Raw genomic sequence first — 18,329 nt, 5'->3', positions numbered from 1 at the left:
CAGCATGGCGCCATAGCGGCTAACCCTCCGGGCCGGGGCTGTTCGCACCCCGTACCGCAGATGAATTCGCAAGATCTCACCTGCAACCTGTGATCGGGCCGGCCGGTCCATCTTGACTCGTTCGCTGCCCATGATGCTCGCCATGACCGATGTCGCCGACAACCACCGCAGACAACTTGACGACAATCTGTGCGTGCATATTTTTACCGCTTCGGCGGCAATGGTCGGCGTCTGCCTGACCGTGATCGGGATCATTCGCGTGGTGATCTCACTGCGCCGACCCGATATCTTCGCCGACGACTTGCTGGCGCTCAACGCGATTCTGTATCTGGGTTCTTGCCTGTTGTCTTACTGGGCGCTGCGCACGCGCAATGCAGGCCGCAACCATCGGCTAGAGCGTATTGCTGATGTGGCCTTTCTGACTGCGCTGACATTGACGGCGATCAATGCGGGCTTTATCGCCTGGGCAATCTCGGTGCATTGAGATCGGACCGTTTGAGATCGGGCCGTTAAGATCGGGCCGTCGCGCGTTGCCCTATTCGGGCAAGCGCGGCACGCCGTGCTCACTGCGTTCTTCGATCGCGATCGGGCGGGTGTCGATACGCACGGGACGACTGCCCTGCGGCAAGGCTTCCACCGCGTCACCACGTGCCAGGGCCAGCGCATTGCGATAGCAACGTTGGGCCAGCGCGACATCGTCTTGGCCGGCATAGGTATCGCCCAAGGCCTCCCACGTTGCACTGCTTGGCTGCAGCGCCTGTGCACGCTCCAGATATTGGTGCGCCTTACCCCATAGCTTCAGGCGCACGCACATGCGGCCCAGCGTAAGCAGCAGGCTTGCGTCGTTGGGATGTGCATCAAGCCAGGTTTCAGCGCGGCGCAAGCGACCTTCGAGATCATCGCCACCGAGCCCGCCATAGGTTTCAACCAGCGGCGATGACCATTCGCGACGCAACGCCGACTCGACCTCGTCCATCGCCGGCAAGATCAAGCCAAAGCCGGCAGCCCGGCGTGCGTAGGCATCGATCGCCGCGGGTATCCGGCGCTGTGCCTTGGGCAACTGTGACCACAGCGTATTCAAGGCAACGCCATCGGGTGCGGACTTGAGCGAGGCAGTCAATACGTTCGCTTCCATGACCGCATAGGCGCGGGCACCGAGTGCGCCGCTCTTCTGCAAGGGCTCCAGCGCCTCGCGAGCGCGACGGCTGTCGCCTGCGGCAAGTGCGGCCAGCGCCAGCTCGCGCCAGCCGCCCGGACTCAAGTGACCGTTATCGGCCTCTGGCGCCAGCAAGGCCAAAGCCTCGGCGGATTTACCATCACGGCGCAGTACGCGCGCGCGCAACACACGGGCAGCCTGTGGCGCGGACTGCGAAGCTTCGGCAAGGGTTTCCAACGCACGCCCCGGCTCTCCTCGACGCGAGGCGGCCTCGGCCGCGGCAAGCAGGGCTGGACCACGCAGAACATCGAGACGAGAGGCACGGTGGAGATCGCGCTCGGCATCGCCCAGGCGTCCTTCCATCAAGGCAATCAGGCCATCGCTCATACGTTGCCGGCTAAGCCGGCGGTGACGTCGCGAAAAAGCGCCGAGTGGCCAGCGCAGCAGACGCCATAGCGCACCGATCAACGCCCAAGCCAGCAACAGGATCGCCAACGCGGCGACAACCGTCGTTTCCACGACGTAGCCACGAATACGCAGCAGGACATAACCTGGGTCTTCAGCTATCCAATGCCAACTGAAAGCGGCCAGCGCGGCGGCGATCACCAAGAACAGGATCCAGCGCCACAACTTCATGGCTTGACCCCTGTCGCCGGAGTGTCCGCATGAATCGGCGCCGCGCCCCCAGCCGCCGGCTTGAGTACGTGCATGGAACGCAAGTTACGCAGTTCGGTCAATGCCGCGCCCAGCTCCACAGGAGCCGTTGCCGGCAGTTGACCGGCCAGTTCGCCGAGCTTGTTGTGCACAAGTTGCACGGCGGGCGCGCCCAGATCGAATTGCGCCGTCAGGCTGGTGTCCACGCGCTTCAATGCGGCGGCATAAGCGTCGCGGTCATAAGCCAGCAGTGCCACCTGCGCCTGTGCCAGGTCCAACGCAGCCAACTCGCGGGCAAAGCGTGCATCGGCAACCGCCAAGGGAGCGCCATTGTCGCGACGCACGCTGATAACACCCGCCAGCGCATGCTGAATGCGCGGCCAGGTGCCGCTGGTCGGCGCCTCGCTTGGGCTATCGAGTGCTTTCAACGGAAGCGTGGTGATATCGGTGCGCAATTGGGTAAGCGTGGCGAGTGCGCTGGCCTGGCTGGCCGGCTGGCTCTTGACCAACGCTTCGTGTTCGGCGGAGACGCTTTGGCGCAAGCCGGAGAACGCGCCATCGTTGACCGCCGCCAGGGTCTGGTCTGCCAAGGCATAGGCTGCCGCCGCGCCCTGCGCATCGTGAAATAGGCCATAACGCTCTTTGCCCATGCGCAGCAGCGATTCTGCCTCGTCGAGCAGCATCGCCTCCTGGCCGGACAGGCTTTTCTCGGACAGCTTGGCTACCGCGTCTTCGAGATTGCGCGTGCGTTCGGCCTGGCCGAGCAGCTCTTCGCGCAAGGCGCGGTTGACCTGGTCGGCATCGCCCAGGCGTTGACGCAACAGATTGCGCTCGGTGCTGATGCTGGTCAGTGCCGTTTCCACCGCCCCCATACGCGTTTTCAGATCCATCGCCGTCAGCACCGCACTGGAGCTGCCTTGTTGCTGTTGCCATTGCTGCCAGCCGATATAGCCGACGCCGCCGACAGCGGCCAATGACAGCAGCAAGGCCACCGCCAGACTACCGCCGCCCCGCCGTGGCGGATGCGCCGGGCTGGGTGCGGCCGATTTGGTCGGGGTGGCATCGGATGATTGGAATGTGGCGTCGTTTTGGCTCATGCGCGACATGCTAGCAGCCTAAGAGGCTTTTCAAAGCCATTGCCAACAGGTAACTCACTGCATTTTCTATGGAAATCTGACATTTAAGCTAACCCGATAGAGTCCTGACGGGCTTCAAAAAGCAGCGGCTGCAAGCAAATCCCCCGACAAGGCCGAAGCGGCCACGCTGACCTGCTTGAAACCGGCCGCTCGCGCCGCCTCGGCCAAACGCTCACTGCTGACCACCGCGGTCGCCGCGCACAATTTGGCGAAGGCAGCGGCTGGGAGCAATTGCTGCAGATATCCCAGCGCCTCGGCACTGGATAACAACACCGCCGCGCTCGCCGGCAAGTGCTTGAGCGCATCGACATGGCGGCGCTGCAATCGTGGCGCAACGCGGCGATAAACATGTACCTCGCGCAGATGCGCCCCACGGGCCGCCAACTCCGCGCGCAGCACGCCACGCCCACCGGCCGCCCCGATCAAGGCCACGCGCCGATCACGCAAGGCATTCAGCGCCGAATGTTCGAGCAACCCCTCGCTGTCTTGCCGCAGCTCGGGGGTAAGCGGCTCGGCAATGCCGTAACGCCTCAATGCACGCGCGGTACCCTGCCCCACCGCCAGCACGGTCGCCTCGGTGCGCAATGGCGCGAGTCGGGCGGCAAAACGTACGGCAGCCGGGCTGGTGAATATCAGCACGTCATCGGTCAAAGCGATGGTCAAGGCCGCGCTGGCGATCGCTGCGTCATCGATACCGCGCAATGACAAACCAGGCAGCAACAGCGGCTTGCCGCCTTGCGCGCGCACCTGCCTCACTAAGGCCGATGCGGTACCGGCCGGGCGCGTGATGACCACCATGCGTCCGCGCATGGATTTTTCTTGCAACGATTTCGCGTTTAATGGCGCCCGCGCTTGCACGCTGCACTGCTCCTTGATGAAGACCAGGCTTGATAAAGGTCGGGGCAGTGTAGCCGCCTATACACTACGCGGCTCCCTCCCCATGTATCGCCGCCCCACAGGAATTGCGTTTTTAGATGAGCACGTCCCGATGAGCACGCCTGAACTATCCACCATGGCGCACGACCTGATTCAATTTGTTCGCCGCGAAATTCCGCTCGCGCTCAGCATGGATCTGCAACTGCACGCCTGCGATGAGACTCATATCACCCTGGTCGCGCCGCTGGCTCCCAACGTCAACGACAAGGGTTGTGCGTTCGGCGGCAGCCTGGTCAGCCTGATGACGCTTACCGGCTGGAGCCTGGTGGAGCTGGCATTGCGTCGGCGCGGGATGGACTGCGACGTGTTTGTCGCCGAATCAACAGCGCGTTACCTGGCGCCGGTATGGGGCGATTTTCACAGCGAAGCGCAACTGGCCGCCTCGGCGAGCTGGGCCACCTTTTTCACCACGCTGGACGCTCGCGGCCGAGCCCGCATCGGGGTCTCCTGCATGATTCCGGGCACCGACGACAAACCCGCAGCCACCCTCAGTGCGCGTTTTGTGGCCAAACGCCGCGGATAAATCGCCGGGATCGCCCAATAGCACCGAGATATGAAACACGCTCTTGCGGCAGAATGGGCGAACACCTCAGGGGAAAATCACCTATGCGCCGCATCCTCACCGCCCTGTTACTGCTATGCACGACCCTGCTCGCCGGCTGCGCCACGGCCCAGCGCAGCGAGAGCCTCACCAGCACGCTCGGCGCCTACGCCAGTACCGTGCGCTGGGGTGATTTCCAGAACGCGCTGCAGTTCGTCGACCCCGAGGTACGCAAGAAGCATCCGCCCAGCGCCTTGGATATGGCGCGCTATGAACAACTGCGGGTCACCGGCTACGACGACGGCAAGGGCCCGGTTCCCGGCGCCGAGAACGAAGCCCGTCAGATCGTGCAAATCAGCCTGGTCAACCTCAACACCCAGGCCGAACGTACGGTGATCGACAAACAGCTATGGCGCTACGACCCGGAGAAGAAATGCTGGTGGCTGATGAGCGGCCTGCCCAATATCACCAGCGATTGATCCCCAATCAGGGCGTCTGACCTCTCGCAGCCCGTATAATCGGTCGTTTACTCAACCCCGCGCGACCCGCTCGCGCCCGTGGAAACTTCCGTAATGAGCGATTTTCTGCAAAAACTGCCCCAATTCATCGGCAATAACTGGGCGCTGGCTGCGCTGTTCGTGATCTTGCTGGTGGCATTGATTGTGATGGAAATCGCCACTCTGTTTCGCAAATACAAAGAGCTGACGCCTGCCGGGCTGACTTTGCTCATCAATCGCGACAGCCCGCTGCTGGTCGATTTATCGGCCTATGCCGATTTCGAAAAAGCGCATATTCCGGGCGCCAAACATGTGGCGATGAGCCAGTTCGACCCGGAGCAGAAAGACTTGGCTAAGGCCAAGGAGCTGCCGGTCGTACTGATCGATAAAGACGGCCGCGGCGCCTCGAACAAGGCGGCGCAACGGCTAGTCAAAGCCGGTTTCACCAAGGTCTACACCTTGGGCGGCGGCGTGATGGCATGGCAGCAGGCGCAGCTACCTGTTGCCAAAGGCAACAAATAAGCACGCGCTGTCGATCTTCTACGCCTGATTTTCTAAGCAATTTGCGCGGCCAACTCACTCGCACAGTGCCTGAACGTCACAAATCGGCAAGCCCGGCGCGCCCGGCAAGAATCATCGCCAACACATCGGGCGCGTAATCGAACGAGTCGTAATACAGCCGATCTTCGGGCAAGTCCGCATTGAGAAAAAGTTGGCGGCCGGCATCGATCATCGCCGGCGGCCCACTCATATAGACATCGTGCGCCGACAGATCGGGCTGGTCCTCCAGCACCGCTTCGTGGATCAGGCCAACCCGCAAGCCCGTGGCGGCGGCTTGTTCGGGATCGGACAACACCGCGTGAAAATGCAGATTGGACGCCTCGCGCGCCCAACGTTCGGCCAGTGGCCGCAGGTACAGATCGGCCACGCTACGCGCGCCCCAATACACCTGCATCGAGCGACGGGTACCCAGCGCGAGAAAGTGCTCGACAATCGCTTTTACTGGCGCAAAACCGGTGCCGCCGGCCATAAAAACCATCGGGCGCTCTGAATCCTCGCGCGGCACAAAGGTACCTAGCGGCCCCTCGATACGCAGCGAATCACCGACCTGCAAGCCTTCGCTGACCCATGAGGTAAAACCGCCGCCGGCTACATGCCGCACGTGCAACTCGATGATGCCATCGGCCCGTGGACCGCTGGCGATCGAGAAAGGCCGGCGCTTGCCATCGTCCAGCAGTACGTCCAGATACTGGCCGGGCAACCAGTTGAATCCTGTTTCGCCAGGCGCCGGCTGCAACAGCAAGCCGATCACGTCGGGCGCCAATTGCTGCTTACCGACCACTTGCACACCGAGCTGACGCCGCGCGATGTCTTCTACCGAGGTCACTTCACGCGCCTCGATCAACAGATCACCCAGGGGCACCGCCTGACATAACAACACCGCGTGCCTGGCCGGCGAACTGCCGCTCAATGCCAGCGGCGGATTGCGCGGATAGCCGCACGCACCCTCAAGCAGGATCGCCTTGCAGCTACCGCACACGCCCGAACGACAGGAATACGGCAGCGCAATACCGGCGCGCTGGGCTGCTTCCAGCACGGTTTCGCCAGGCGCGACCGCGAAACGGCGACCGGAAGTCTTGAGGGTGACGGTAAACACGTACGCATTGTCGCGGTAACGGCAGTCGATCAACAATGCGGGTTCACTCGATGGGATTCAACCATGATCTGGAAACAGGACACCGACCTCGCCCGCCTCAACGGCTGGAGCGCAAACACGATGATGGAGACCTTGGGCATACGCATGACCGAAGTGGGCGAGAATTGGCTGCGCGGCACCATGCCGGTCGATCACCGCACGCATCAGCCCTATGGCCTGCTGCATGGCGGCGCCTCGGTGGCGCTGGCCGAGACCTTGGGCAGCACGGCGGCGATGCTCACGCTCGATCCCGAAAAAGAGATCGCCGTAGGCCTGGAGATCAATGCCAATCATGTTCGCGGCGTGCGCAGCGGCATCGTGACCGGTACCGCGCAAGCGCTGCACATTGGGCGAAGCACGCAAGTGTGGGAGATCCGCATCGAGAACGAAGCGGGCGAACTGGTGTGTGTTTCGCGCATCACGATGGCGGTGGTGCCGGCGCGCGTGGCGGCGCCGCGTTGAACATGCCAACCCTCCCCTCGAAGCGGAGTGGGAGTCGCCTGCCATGAAGCTGCCTGAGATAAACACCGCAACGCCTTACGCCGGGCTCAGCCCCGACCTCGTTCTCGACGCTGTCTCCCATTGCGGCTTATGGCCAGACGGACGCCTGCTTGCACTGAACAGCTATGAAAATCGCGTGTGGCAAGTAGGGCTGGAGGAAACCGCGCCGGTCATCGCGAAGTTCTACCGCCCTGGTCGCTGGAGCGACGCGGCGATCGAAGAAGAGCACGCATTCGCACTGGAGTTGGCCGCAGCCGAGTTGCCGGTGGTCGCGCCGCTCGTGTTCGACGGACAAACCTTGCGACAACACGAAGGTTTTCGCTATGCGTTGACCCCGCGTCGCGGCGGGCGGGCGCCATCGCTGGAATCGACCACACAGCTAGAGTGGCTGGGCCGCTTGATCGCACGCATCCACAGCGTGGGTTCGCGCCAGCCCTTTGTGCATCGCGGCCGCGTCGACCGCGCCACGCTGATGCAAGCACCCATGCAGGCGGTACTGGCTTCAACATTGTTACCGGCATCGTTGCAGGCAAACTATCGCAGCGCCGCGCAACGACTCGATGACGCCGTCGCGATGCGGCTGGAGGCCATCGGCCCGGTACGCCAGCTACGTCTGCATGGCGATTGCCATCCCGGCAATGTACTGTGGACCGATGAAGGCCCGCACTTCGTCGATCTCGACGATGCACGCATGGGGCCGGCAGTGCAGGATCTATGGATGCTGGCCGGCGACGAGCGTGCCTTGAACGCGCTTTTGGACGGCTATACGCAAATGCGTGAATTCGACGACACCGAGCGCGCCTTGATCCCCGCGCTACGCGCGATGCGCCAGATGCACTACGCCGGCTGGATCGCTGCGCGCTGGCACGATCCGGCCTTTCCTGCCGCATTCCCGTTCGCCGCCGAATCGCGCTGGTGGGAGCAACACATCGCCGACCTGCACGAACTCGCCGACGGCTTGTGATATGCCACACGAGCACATCACGCCGCCGCAAAAACTTGCCCTGATCGGGCGCTAGCGGTCATGCTTGAGCCGATGACACAAAAGGACCTTGAACAATGAAGCGATCCAGAACCGCCGCACTGTTGCTGATGAGCACCGTTCCATTGCTGCTGACCGCTTGCGATAGCGACGAGCAGGCGCGCGAAGGGCTGTACACCTCGGTCGATGCCTGTGTCGCACAGACCAACGACCGCAGCACCTGCGAGCAGGCGTTCGACAAAGCCAAGAAGGACAGCGCCGAAACCGCGCCGCGCTTCACCAGCCGCGAGCAATGCGAGGCCAGTTACGGCGCAGAGCAATGCGCCGAACGCAACGAAGGCAGCCACTCGTTCTTCGGCCCCTTGATGACGGGCTTCTTCCTGTCGCAGATGATGCGCGGCAGTTCACCGATGACCGGCTTTACCAGCGGCCCGGCATTTCGCGATAACGGCGGCGGCTGGCAACGCCCCGCCACCGATGCCGGTGGCGTGTATCGCAGCACCGGCGGCACTACGGCCATGGTGCCGGTAACCGCCACGCCTAATCGCGCGGTCACGGTAAGCCGCAGCGGTTTCGGCGCGTCCAGTGGCGCACGCGGCGCGGGTGGCTGATGCGCCGCATCGCCATTGCCGAGCGCCCCGATTGGCGGGCGCGTGCAGCCGAATGCGGCTTCGACTTTCACACGATCAATGGCGCACCGTATTGGGATGAATCGGCTTACTACGCCTTCACCCTGCGCGAGATCGAAGAAGACCTCGAAGCGCCCACCGAAGAACTGCACGCGATGGCGCTCGACCTGGTCGGCGAGATCGTCGCCAGCGAACAACGCATGCGCCAACTGGCCATCCCCGAGCCGTTCTGGGATTGGATTGCGCAAAGCTGGCGCGACCGGCAACCACACCTCTACGGCCGCATGGATTTCGGCTACGACGGCACCGGACCAGCCAAGCTCTACGAGCTGAACTACGACACCCCGACCGCACTGTTCGAAGCCGCCTTCTTTCAATGGCAATGGCTGGAGCAGCAGCAAATGCGCGGTCAGTTGCCGACCGGCAGCGACCAGTACAACTCGATCTACGAATCGCTGGTGGAAGCCTTTGGCACTATCGCCACGCGCATCGCCCGACCGCTGCGCTTCGCCGCCGTGCGTGGCTCGGCCGAAGATCAAGGCACGGTGGCCTATCTGCGCGAATGCGCACTGCAAGCCGGCGTCGACTGCGACACGCTGGCGATTGAAGACATCGGTCTATCGGAGGATGGCCGCTTTACCGATCTGGACGATCAAGTCATCGGCAGCCTGTTCAAGCTCTACCCGCTTGAGGACATGTTTCGCGAAGCGTTCGGCGCCAAGCTGCCAGGCTCGGGCCTGCAATTGATCGAACCGGCATGGAAGGCCGTGCTCAGCAACAAAGGCATCCTGCCCTTGTTATGGGAAAAGTACCGTAACCACCCGAACCTGCTGCCGGCGGAGTTCGACAACGGCGGCGAGCTACCGCCGGGCTGGGTGCGTAAACCCATCTATTCGCGCGAAGGCGCCAACATCGCGATGCACCTGCCCGATGGGCAGCATGTGAATAGCAGCGGCCCTTATGGTGATGGCCCCTGGATTCGGCAGGGGTATCACGCACTGCCGCGTTTCGATGGGCGTTATGTGGTGATTGGTAGTTGGGTGGTGGGGGATCGGGCTTGTGGCATGGGTATTCGCGAGGATGATTCGCCGATTACGCGGGATAGTGCTTGTTTTGTGCCGCATGCGATTTTGGAGGAGGGGCGTGGGGTGTTGATGGCTTGAGGTGTTGTGGCGACCTGGATCGCCTGCGGCGGGCTTTCGAACCCCTGCCGGGGCCCGAGTCACTTTTCTTTGCTTGCTCAAAGAAAAGTAACCAAAAGAAAGAGCACCCCGGTGAGTCGCCCTTCGGGTACGTGAGGGCCGGCCGGGCTTTTCGACAGTGCATCCATGCACTGGCGAAAAGGACTCGGCATCCATGCCGAGTCCCCTGCGGGCCTTGTCGTCCGACCCTCACCGACGCACAGGGGCCCCAAGGTCAAGAGCAACGTCAAAGTCAAAAGCTGCGAGCGTAGCTTTTGCCCCTCCCCCTGCTTGCAGGGGGAGGCTGGGAGGGGGTGCATTCTTGCGACAAACCCCATCACCAAAAAACTCTAATAACAACAGCCAACACCTACAGCATCCAGATAACAACGCTGCGCTAAGCTTGCGTCTTTTGGGCGAGTCCTAGCGTGCGTTCTTTTCTATTCCGCTTGATTGGCATCCTTGAAATCGCCGGTGGCTTCTACGGCGTGGTGAGTATGCTGCGTCGCCTGTTTCCGCTGGGATCGACTCACGACACCTTGCTCGCCTTGGTCGGCCTGCTGCTGTTCGGCTTTATCTTGTTTGCCGGCGTGTTGCTGGTGGAGGGCAGTGAACAAGGTGTCACCTTGTCTCGTGTCGCGCAGTTGTTGCAACTGCCGTTGATTGCCACGCCAATGCTTACTTATGCGCTGCATAGCGGCGCCTACATCAATGTCTACGCGACGATGCAAATGGCACCGCGGCTGGGGATTGACTGGCATTTCGGAAGTCAGAACTTCGCCTGGGCCGCCACCGGGCCGGCGGTATCGCGTCTCGGGATCAACCTGCTCGCGCTGCTTTCCTGGCTGGTACTGCGATTCCGCTGACGAAGCTGACCGAGGCCGCCGCCGAATCTTGCGGCGGTGACCTCGGTCGACACGGATCGGCTTAATCGATGTGCGTGTCGTCCTCGAAGCGCAGGTGCTTCACGCTGCGGCCGTTGCGGCGCACCAGCTTGAGTGCCTCGATGCCGATCTTGATATGCGACTCGACATAGTTGGCGGTGACGCTGCGGTCGCTTTGCTCGGTCTTCACGCCTTCGGGAATCATCGGCTGATCGGATACCAGCAGCAGGGCGCCGCAGGGAATCCGGTTGGCGAAGCCGGCCGCGAAAATGGTCGCCGTCTCCATATCCACCGCCATGCAGCGGGTGCGGCGCAGGTAGTCCTTGAACGTCTCGTCATGCTCCCACACCCGGCGGTTGGTGGTGTAGACGGTGCCGGTCCAATAGTCATGACCCAGATCGCGAATCATGGTTGAAACCGCGCGCTGCAACTGGAACGCCGGCAGTGCCGGTACCTCCGGCGGCATGTAGTCGTTGGAGGTGCCTTCGCCGCGAATCGCGGCAATCGGCAGCACCAGGTCGCCCAGCGCATTCTTTTTCTTCAAGCCGCCGCATTTGCCTAGAAACAGCGCGGCCTGGGGGCCGATGGCGCTGAGCAGGTCCATCACAGTGGCGGCATTGGGGCTGCCCATGCCGAAATTAATCAAGGTGATGCCATCGGCGGTGGCATTGGGCATGGGCCGGTCGCGGCCTTGCACCTCCACACCGTGCCATTGCGCGAACAGCTCTACGTAATGGCCGAAATTGGTCAACAAAATGTGCTGACCGAACTGCTCCAGCGGCGTCCCGGTATAGCGCGGAAGCCAGTTGGAAACGATTTCTTGCTTGTCTTTCATAAGAGCCTTTAAGGCTGGCGCAGGAGGGTTTTCCTGCGCATTACCGGCGACGCCACGCCAGCGAGATGCCAAAAGATTCGGGGTATCTTATCTCGCTTCTGCAGCAGTAGACACGCCTCATGCTATGTTCGGCGCGCCGATAACCACGGGGGGAGCCGTGATGCGCATGGGAGTTGCTATCGACGCGTCCTGCGATTTGCCGCAGGCGTTTCTGCAGGAGCACGACATCGCGGTCATGCCGATTGTGGTGCGCATCGACAACGAGACCTTTCTGGACGACCGCAGCCCGGCCGAAACGCAGCGTTTTCTCGACCAGAAACTGGGCACCCGCAGCCACTCGGCCGAGACCGAGCCATGCTCGGTAGAGGACGTACAGAAACTGTTTCTCGATCACCTGGTGCTACAGCGAGATTGCGTGTTCTGCCTCACCATCACCGCCACGCGCAGCCCGATCAACGACCATGTGATTAAAGCCAGCTTCGCGGTGCTCAAGCACTATCGCGAAGTACGCGACCAGGCCGGCATTGCGGGTCCGTTTTTGATGCGCGTGATCGACACGCGTACGTTGTTTGCCGGTACCGCGCCGGTGATCGTCGAGGCGATCCGCCTGATCCAGGCGGGCGAAACACCGGCGGCGATTCGCGAACGGCTCACTCATATCGCCAACAACGCCTACGGCTACATGCTGCCGCGCGACCTCTATTACTTGCGTGCCCGCGCCAAGAAAAAGGGCGATCGCAGTGTCGGCCTGTTCAGCGCCATGCTTGGCTCGGCATTGGATATCAAGCCGTTACTGCGCGGCTATCGTGGCGATACCAGCCCGGTTGGCAAAGTGCGTGGCTTTGAACACGGTATCGAAGTGCTGTTCGACTACACCGCAAAACGCGTTCGCGCCGGCCTGCTGGTACCGGTGGTCTGCATAAGCTATGGCGGCGACCTGGCCGAGCTGGCCAGACTGCCCGGCTACGACCGGTTACGCGCGGCTTGCGAGGAAAGCAGTGTCGAACTGATGGAAGCACCGATGAGTATTACCGGCATGGTCAACGTGGGCGAAGGTGCGATAACCCTGGGTTTCGCCGCCGAAGAGCACGTTGCCGAATTTTGAGCGGCATAGACGTCAAAACACAGATAGCGGGAGCCCTGCTCGTGGGCGATATACCTGACGGCATCCATGCTTCGCGGGCTTTTCGTAGCCTGCCGAGTCGGCCATGCCTGCTTTTGCTGCTGTCGCTTGCCGCTATGCAAGCCAGCGCCGCCACGGTGTACAAGTGCAGCGGCAACAGCGGGCAAGTCGTTTATCAGGATGCCCCCTGTGCGAAACACCAACAGCAGCAAACGCTCAACCTGCGCGACGACAGCGCGCCCATCGCCCCCTCCACGCCATCAGCGCCATCGGCACCTGCAGCGCAGGCAACGGCAACCCCTGAGCCACGGCCTGCACAAGCTCCGTCGCCAAGCGCGCCGCTGCCATTGATGTATGCCTGCACGCGCGCCACCGACGGCAAACCCTATTTGAGCGACAACGGCGACCCGCAGCCTTATCTCGCCCCTTTCGGCATGCTCGGCGCGGTGCAACAGCCATTGGGCCAGGTTTACGGCGGCCGCCGCGGCGCCGGCATTTCGGCACCGGAGTCCAATCGTGGACGGGTGACCTCCGGGCTGATCGCCAACAACTACGTATGGGTGCAAGACATGTGTCGCGAGCTAAGTCCGCGCGAAACCTGCCGCGCCTTGCGCGACGCCTATGACGAGAACGAGCATAAATTGCAGCGCGCCTTCAAAAGCGACCGCCCGGCACTGGAACAACGCGAAAGCGAACTGCTCGGCCAGCTCTCCAACTGCTGAGCTGCGCCAGATCTATAACTGGACAAAATCTAAGCAATGTAAGCCAAGTAACTGTCATGCAAGCCATTGCCGGATTTATCCACAGGCTTGTCCCAGGCATGTCCACACAGGCTGTGGACAAACCACAACGCCACCCGCCGCCAAGGCACTTAAAACCCGTAGTTGAGAAATCCGCCATCCACCGCCAGCACTTGCCCGGTGATATAGCTGGCCGCAGGCAGACACAGAAAAGCGATCGCCGCCGCCACTTCTTCCGGCTCGCCGATACGCCGCAGCGGTGTGCGGTCGAGTACTTCGTCCAGATATTCGTCGTCGGCCAGCGCCGGCTCCGAACGTTGCGTGCGGATGTACCACGGCGCCACCGCATTGACGCGGATACCGTCCACCGCCCACTCCGCCGCCAGATTGCGGGTGAGTTGATGCAGCGCGGCCTTGGTCATGCCATAGGGCGAACCGGTGCGCACATGCGTCATCCCGGATACCGAGCCGACGTTCACGATGGCCGCGTTCGCGTGTTGCACTAAATACGGATGCGCGAGCCGGCACATCTCGAACGCGGAAAACACGTTCTGCTCGAAGATCGCGCGATATTCCAGTTCGTGATAATCCAGCGTCGGCCGCGGCTGATTGCCGCCGACATTGTTGACCAGTAGCGACAACGGTGCGCCGAGATCGGCGATCCAATCGAATACGGCCAGGCGGTCTTCCTGCTCACTCAGGTCGGCACCGAGGGTAAGCACGTCGATATTCTCGAAATCATCGGCCAGCTCCACCCGCACCTGTTCCAGATGGTCCTCGTCACGCGCCACTAACAGCAGATTGGCGCCGAGACCGGCCAATTCGCGAGCGGTGGCATAACCGATGCCCTTGCTGGCACCGGTCACCAATGCGGTATGGCCTTGGAGCTGCCAAGCGTCGATGCGGCTATTCATGGAGGCGGAGCTTAGCTGATCCCTTGCTCGCACCGTATAGCGGCGCAACACTGTGCACCTCTAATCGCCGCGAGTTCCGCCGATGAAACGTACCGCACTGTGGCTTTGCGTCCTGGCCCTCATCGGCTGCTCAGGCAAACCGCCCCAGCCGCAGGCCGCAGCCCCCAAAACCGAAACAGCTCGTGTCGCCACGCCATGGGACGATCTGAAAAAGGACGAGCAGCGCGCCAAGGACGTACAGAAAACCGTCGACCAGCAGGCCGAGCAGCAACGCAAGCAGATTGAGGCGGCGGAGCAATAGGGCGTGACGTGGGCTACTTGGAGAGTGTGGTAGCTACACGGCAAGACTCACCCCCTCCCAGCCTCCCTGCGACCGAAGGAAGTCCCCTGTTCGGGACAAGCAGGGGGAGGAGCTAAAAGCTTGCCTCATCAGGCCCCTCCCCTGCTCGCAGGGGAGGGTTGGGGAGGGGTAAAGACTTGCCGAAACCCCCCAACACCCATATAGCCGCCTATACGTCCCTACCTGGGGCTACAAAAACAATACGCATAGACATTGGGGCGCCCCGACTGCGCGGTCTGCAGCAGCTTCAATTCCGGCGCCATCGTCGGCAACTGGGCGAGCCAGCTCGGCAAGTGGATGCCGTAGCTCTGCATCACGTGCACGGTGGCGCTTTCGTTGAGCCCGACCATGAATTGCTCGAAACCGCCAAGCGGCGCCTCGGTGTAGCGCACCGGATAGCCCTTACCGAGCTTGGCGCGGCCGGCCGCATCGGTCACGGCGTCGCCGAGACCGCCAAGCTGATCGACCAAACCGTTGTCCAACGCTTGTTGCCCGGTCCATACACGGCCCTGGGCAATGGTGTCGATCGCGCTGTATTCCTTGCCGCGCGCCTTCGCCACATTGCCGACGAAATCGTGATAGCCCTTATTGATGATCGCCTGGATCATCGTGCTGATCTTCGGGTCCAGCGGCCGTGACATATCGAACGCGCCGGCCAACGGACCGGTGCCGACGCCATCGCTTTTCACACCGAGCTTGTCGAGCGTGTTCGGGACGGTGAAAAACATGCCGAAGATACCGATGGAGCCGGTGATCGTGTTGGGCTCGGCATAAATGCGATCGGCATTCATCGAAATCCAATAACCGCCGCTGGCCGCCACGTCGCCCATCGAAACCACTACGGGGATGCCGGCCTGCTTGGTCAGCTCGATCTCGCGGCGGATCTGCTCGGCCGCATACACTTCGCCGCCGGGCGAGTTGACGCGCAGCACGAGTGCCTTGGTTCGATGATCCAGGCGGGCGGTGCGAATCAGCTCGGCGGTGGATTCACCACCGATCGAACCCTGCGGCTGTCGGCCGCCGACGATCTCGCCTTCGGCGACGACAATAGCCACGCCCCCTGCAAAGGCATTGCTGTCACCCAGCAGATTGGCGCCGTAGCGCGCTAGCGATACCTGGCGAAAACCCTGGCCTTTCTCGGCCACAGGCACGCCTTCGTCGAGCATCATTTTCTCCAGCTCGGCGCGTGTCGCCAGGCCATCGACCAAGTGCTGGTTGAGTGCGAGCTGGCTGAGATTGCCCTGGGTGCCGGCGATTTGCTCAGCCAGGCTGTCAATGTCGTTGCGCAGCGTCTTCGGATCGAGCTTGCGCAGCTTGGCGACCTCGGCCAGATACGCGTCCCACAAGCCGCCCATCCAATAACTGTCGGCCTGCTTCGACTCAGGCGAGGCGTGATCGAGAATGTACGGCTCGGCCGCGCTCTTGAACTGGCCGACGCGAAACAGATGCACGTCAACGCCGAGCTTGTCGAGCAGGTCTTTGTAGAACAACCGGTAATTGGCCAGTCCGGCGATCAGCACGCCGCCTTGGGGGTCGAGCAGAATGCGATCGGAGTGCGCCGCCAGGTAGTACTGACCTTGCTCCAGATTGGCCGCCCACACCACGACCGGCTTGCCCGCCGCACGGAAACGGTCCAGTGCCGCGCCCACCTCGCGCAACGCGGCAAAACCGCCGCCCTGCAAATCTTCCGGCTCCAGCAAGATACGGCTGATGCGCTTATCCGCAGCCGCGGCATCGATCGCGTTGACCAGATCGCGCAATTGCACTTGTTTCGGTGCATTGCCGGACAAACCAGCAATCAGGCGCCGCAGCGGTGCCGCACTGTATTGCTCAACCAGCCGCCCCTCTGGCTTGAGCACCAACACGCTATTGCTCTGAATCGTGCGTTCACTGCGTGCACTGGCGAACAGGCCGGCTACGAGCACAATCAGCAGAAACAAAAACAAAAAGAACACCAGGTTGAGGATAACCAACCGGACCATATTGACGCCGCGGCCCAAGACGCAGAGAAAATTCCAAAAACCGTGGGGGCGAGGTTCCGTCATTCGTGCTTTCCTCAAGAATTCGCCAGCAGGGTAACCGCTTGGGCTGTGGTGGTCATGTGTTAGGAGTCAGGGACTGGGAAACGGGAAGCGGCCCGCTTTTGGCAAGCAAACGCCCCGAGCTGCGCCAAAAACGTACAAACAACAGCAAGGCCGCCATGCTCAGGCCGGCGATCAAGCCCATCCACATGCCGCGCGCGCCCAGGCCTTCACGGAAGGCCAGCCACCAGCCCACCGGCATGCCGACGCCCCAGTAGGCGAATAAAGTGATGGCCATCGGTACACGGGTGTCCTTGAGGCCGCGCAAAGCGCCGTTGGAGGCGACCTGGATACCGTCGGAGAACTGAAACAAGCCGGCCAGCACGATCAACTGAACGGCCAGCGCGATGACCCCGGCATCGCGGGTATATAGCGAGGCGATCACATGCGGCAGGCTGAGCATCAACCCCGCCGAAATGAGCTGAGTACCGAGGGTCAGGCCGATACCGCAAAAACCCGCGTAACGCACGCCGCGCGCATCGCCACGGCCGACCGCGTTACCTACCCGCACGGTGATCGCCATCGCCAGGCCCAGCGGGATCATGAAGAAGAACGAGGCGATGTTCAGCGCCACCTGGTGACTGGCGACCACGTTTTCGCCCAGCGTGCTGATGACCAACGCCACCGCGACGAACAAACCACCTTCGGCAAGCAGGGTCACGGCCATGGGCAGACCGATCCACACCAGCTCGCCGATGCGCTTGAGTCGCGGCGGATCGAACCGCTCGCCCAAGCCCAGCCCGCGGTAATTGCGATGCCGCGCCACGTACCATGCAAACGCCAGCATCTCCAGCCACAACACCAGCGCAGTGGCGATACCGCAGCCGCGCGCCCCTTGAGGCTCCAGGCCAAACTTGCCGAACATCAACACGTAGCCCAGTGGCGCCAGCAAGGCCAGCCCGCCGAGGCTGAAGTACATCGAGGGCCGGGTCATCGACAGACCTTCGGACAGCCCGCGCAATGTGAAGTAGCAAGTCAGCGCGGGTGCGCCCCAGCTTATCGCGCGGAGAAATTCGCCGACATCGTGATGCAACCCCGGCGCCACCCCGATGACGCTAATCAGCGGCGCCGCATGGCGCACGCCGTACCAAAGCAGCCCCCCCATGCCCACCGCCAGCCACAGCGCCTGACGGAAAACCGCACCGACCTCATTGCGGCGTCCAGCACCGTCAAGCTGCGATACCGACGGCGGCACCGCCATCATCATGCCGATGCCACTGACGATCGCCAGCGCCCAGATGCTGGTGCCAACCGCCACCGCGCCCAGCACATGCGCACTGAAATGCCCGGCCAGCACCGCGTCGACCACATTGGTGCCGATCGCCGCGAGCTGCGCGGCAATCAAGGGTAGAGCGAGGCGAATGGTGGCGCCGATCTCATGCGTCACTCGGGCGCGATCGATGCGAGATGGATTCATAAGCTTAAGGACTCCAGGGCATAGCATTCTACAGAACCCTGGGAACGGGGAACGGGGAACGGGGAACGGGGAACGGGGAACGGGGA

General features: G+C 62.3%; 20 protein-coding genes. 12 read left to right on the top strand and 8 right to left on the bottom strand.

Annotation, left to right across the window (positions count from 1 at the left end; genetic code table 11):
• Window positions 1-142 precede the first annotated feature (142 nt).
• Window positions 143-484, top strand: a complete 342-nt coding sequence (locus tag DVJ77_RS08465) for a hypothetical protein (RefSeq protein WP_114845042.1) — start codon at window positions 143-145, stop codon at window positions 482-484.
• 51 nt (window positions 485-535) lie between these two features.
• On the opposite strand, the gene DVJ77_RS08460 is transcribed toward DVJ77_RS08465, so the two are convergent.
• The 3 genes from DVJ77_RS08460 to DVJ77_RS08450 all read right to left on the bottom strand — a co-directional run bounded on the left by DVJ77_RS08460 (window position 536) and on the right by DVJ77_RS08450 (window position 3,756).
• The gene (locus DVJ77_RS08460) at window positions 536-1,792 is read right to left on the bottom strand and encodes a heme biosynthesis HemY N-terminal domain-containing protein (RefSeq protein WP_114845041.1); all 1,257 of its coding nucleotides are present in this window, start codon (window positions 1,790-1,792) and stop codon (window positions 536-538) included.
• The gene (locus DVJ77_RS08455; RefSeq protein ID WP_114845305.1) at window positions 1,789-2,907 is read right to left on the bottom strand and encodes a uroporphyrinogen-III C-methyltransferase; all 1,119 of its coding nucleotides are present in this window, start codon (window positions 2,905-2,907) and stop codon (window positions 1,789-1,791) included. Before DVJ77_RS08455 ends, DVJ77_RS08460 begins: the two co-directional genes overlap by 4 nt.
• A gap of 114 nt (window positions 2,908-3,021) precedes the next feature.
• A complete protein-coding gene (locus DVJ77_RS08450) occupies window positions 3,022-3,756 on the bottom strand; it encodes a uroporphyrinogen-III synthase (RefSeq protein ID WP_114845040.1) in 735 nt (244 codons plus the stop codon).
• A gap of 178 nt (window positions 3,757-3,934) precedes the next feature.
• Here DVJ77_RS08450 and DVJ77_RS08445 point away from each other — a divergent pair, with 178 nt between their 5' ends.
• From DVJ77_RS08445 to DVJ77_RS08435, 3 genes are all read left to right on the top strand, one after another.
• Entirely contained in the window at window positions 3,935-4,405 is a 471-nt protein-coding gene (locus tag DVJ77_RS08445; protein ID WP_114845039.1) for a YiiD C-terminal domain-containing protein, read from the top strand.
• An 83-nt stretch (window positions 4,406-4,488) separates the two neighbouring features.
• Window positions 4,489-4,902 (top strand): hypothetical protein, encoded by a 414-nt coding sequence (locus tag DVJ77_RS08440; protein ID WP_114845038.1) that lies wholly within the window; start codon window positions 4,489-4,491, stop codon window positions 4,900-4,902.
• A gap of 93 nt (window positions 4,903-4,995) precedes the next feature.
• On the top strand, window positions 4,996-5,442 hold the full coding sequence (locus tag DVJ77_RS08435; protein WP_114845037.1) for a rhodanese-like domain-containing protein: 447 nt from the start codon (window positions 4,996-4,998) through the stop codon (window positions 5,440-5,442).
• A gap of 76 nt (window positions 5,443-5,518) precedes the next feature.
• Here DVJ77_RS08435 and DVJ77_RS08430 read toward each other — a convergent pair whose 3' ends face one another.
• On the bottom strand, window positions 5,519-6,577 hold the full coding sequence (locus DVJ77_RS08430) for a 2Fe-2S iron-sulfur cluster-binding protein (RefSeq protein WP_114845304.1): 1,059 nt from the start codon (window positions 6,575-6,577) through the stop codon (window positions 5,519-5,521).
• 63 nt (window positions 6,578-6,640) lie between these two features.
• Here DVJ77_RS08430 and DVJ77_RS08425 point away from each other — a divergent pair, with 63 nt between their 5' ends.
• The 5 genes from DVJ77_RS08425 to DVJ77_RS08405 all read left to right on the top strand — a co-directional run bounded on the left by DVJ77_RS08425 (window position 6,641) and on the right by DVJ77_RS08405 (window position 10,775).
• A complete protein-coding gene (locus DVJ77_RS08425) occupies window positions 6,641-7,078 on the top strand; it encodes a hotdog fold thioesterase (protein WP_114845036.1) in 438 nt (145 codons plus the stop codon).
• A gap of 43 nt (window positions 7,079-7,121) precedes the next feature.
• Window positions 7,122-8,081, top strand: a complete 960-nt coding sequence (locus DVJ77_RS08420) for a serine/threonine protein kinase (RefSeq protein ID WP_114845035.1) — start codon at window positions 7,122-7,124, stop codon at window positions 8,079-8,081.
• A gap of 95 nt (window positions 8,082-8,176) precedes the next feature.
• Window positions 8,177-8,710 (top strand): DUF1190 domain-containing protein, encoded by a 534-nt coding sequence (locus tag DVJ77_RS08415; protein WP_114845034.1) that lies wholly within the window; start codon window positions 8,177-8,179, stop codon window positions 8,708-8,710.
• The gene (locus tag DVJ77_RS08410; protein WP_114845033.1) at window positions 8,710-9,891 is read left to right on the top strand and encodes a glutathionylspermidine synthase family protein; all 1,182 of its coding nucleotides are present in this window, start codon (window positions 8,710-8,712) and stop codon (window positions 9,889-9,891) included. Before DVJ77_RS08415 ends, DVJ77_RS08410 begins: the two co-directional genes overlap by 1 nt.
• A gap of 446 nt (window positions 9,892-10,337) precedes the next feature.
• Window positions 10,338-10,775, top strand: coding sequence for a hypothetical protein (locus DVJ77_RS08405; RefSeq protein ID WP_114845032.1), 438 nt, complete (start codon window positions 10,338-10,340; stop codon window positions 10,773-10,775).
• 61 nt (window positions 10,776-10,836) lie between these two features.
• Here DVJ77_RS08405 and DVJ77_RS08400 read toward each other — a convergent pair whose 3' ends face one another.
• Entirely contained in the window at window positions 10,837-11,628 is a 792-nt protein-coding gene (locus DVJ77_RS08400) for an AMP nucleosidase (RefSeq protein ID WP_114845031.1), read from the bottom strand.
• A gap of 160 nt (window positions 11,629-11,788) precedes the next feature.
• On the opposite strand from DVJ77_RS08400, the gene DVJ77_RS08395 reads away from it, so the two are divergent.
• Both DVJ77_RS08395 and DVJ77_RS08390 read left to right on the top strand, forming a co-directional pair.
• Complete coding sequence (locus DVJ77_RS08395; protein ID WP_191983677.1) at window positions 11,789-12,733, top strand: DegV family protein; 945 nt, start codon at window positions 11,789-11,791, stop codon at window positions 12,731-12,733.
• Between the two features lie 41 nt (window positions 12,734-12,774).
• Window positions 12,775-13,473 (top strand): DUF4124 domain-containing protein, encoded by a 699-nt coding sequence (locus DVJ77_RS08390; RefSeq protein WP_225427900.1) that lies wholly within the window; start codon window positions 12,775-12,777, stop codon window positions 13,471-13,473.
• 149 nt (window positions 13,474-13,622) lie between these two features.
• Here the strand turns inward: DVJ77_RS08390 and DVJ77_RS08385 are convergent, their stop codons facing one another.
• The gene (locus tag DVJ77_RS08385) at window positions 13,623-14,405 is read right to left on the bottom strand and encodes an SDR family oxidoreductase (RefSeq protein ID WP_114845030.1); all 783 of its coding nucleotides are present in this window, start codon (window positions 14,403-14,405) and stop codon (window positions 13,623-13,625) included.
• Between the two features lie 82 nt (window positions 14,406-14,487).
• Here DVJ77_RS08385 and DVJ77_RS08380 point away from each other — a divergent pair, with 82 nt between their 5' ends.
• Window positions 14,488-14,706: a hypothetical protein gene (locus tag DVJ77_RS08380; protein ID WP_114845029.1), complete on the top strand. Its 219-nt coding sequence runs from the start codon at window positions 14,488-14,490 to the stop codon at window positions 14,704-14,706.
• Between the two features lie 218 nt (window positions 14,707-14,924).
• Here DVJ77_RS08380 and sppA read toward each other — a convergent pair whose 3' ends face one another.
• Window positions 14,925-16,790, bottom strand: a complete 1,866-nt coding sequence (gene sppA, locus DVJ77_RS08375) for a signal peptide peptidase SppA (RefSeq protein ID WP_114845028.1) — start codon at window positions 16,788-16,790, stop codon at window positions 14,925-14,927.
• 52 nt (window positions 16,791-16,842) lie between these two features.
• The gene (locus DVJ77_RS08370; protein WP_114845027.1) at window positions 16,843-18,243 is read right to left on the bottom strand and encodes an MATE family efflux transporter; all 1,401 of its coding nucleotides are present in this window, start codon (window positions 18,241-18,243) and stop codon (window positions 16,843-16,845) included.
• Between the last annotated feature and the right edge of the window lie 86 nt (window positions 18,244-18,329).

The sequence above is a fragment of the Dyella tabacisoli genome (genome assembly GCF_003350925.1).
In the GTDB taxonomy this organism is placed as follows: domain Bacteria; phylum Pseudomonadota; class Gammaproteobacteria; order Xanthomonadales; family Rhodanobacteraceae; genus Dyella_C; species Dyella_C tabacisoli.
The sequence above is the reverse complement of the archived record's forward strand: the minus strand, read 5'-3'. Positions and strand labels throughout refer to the sequence as shown.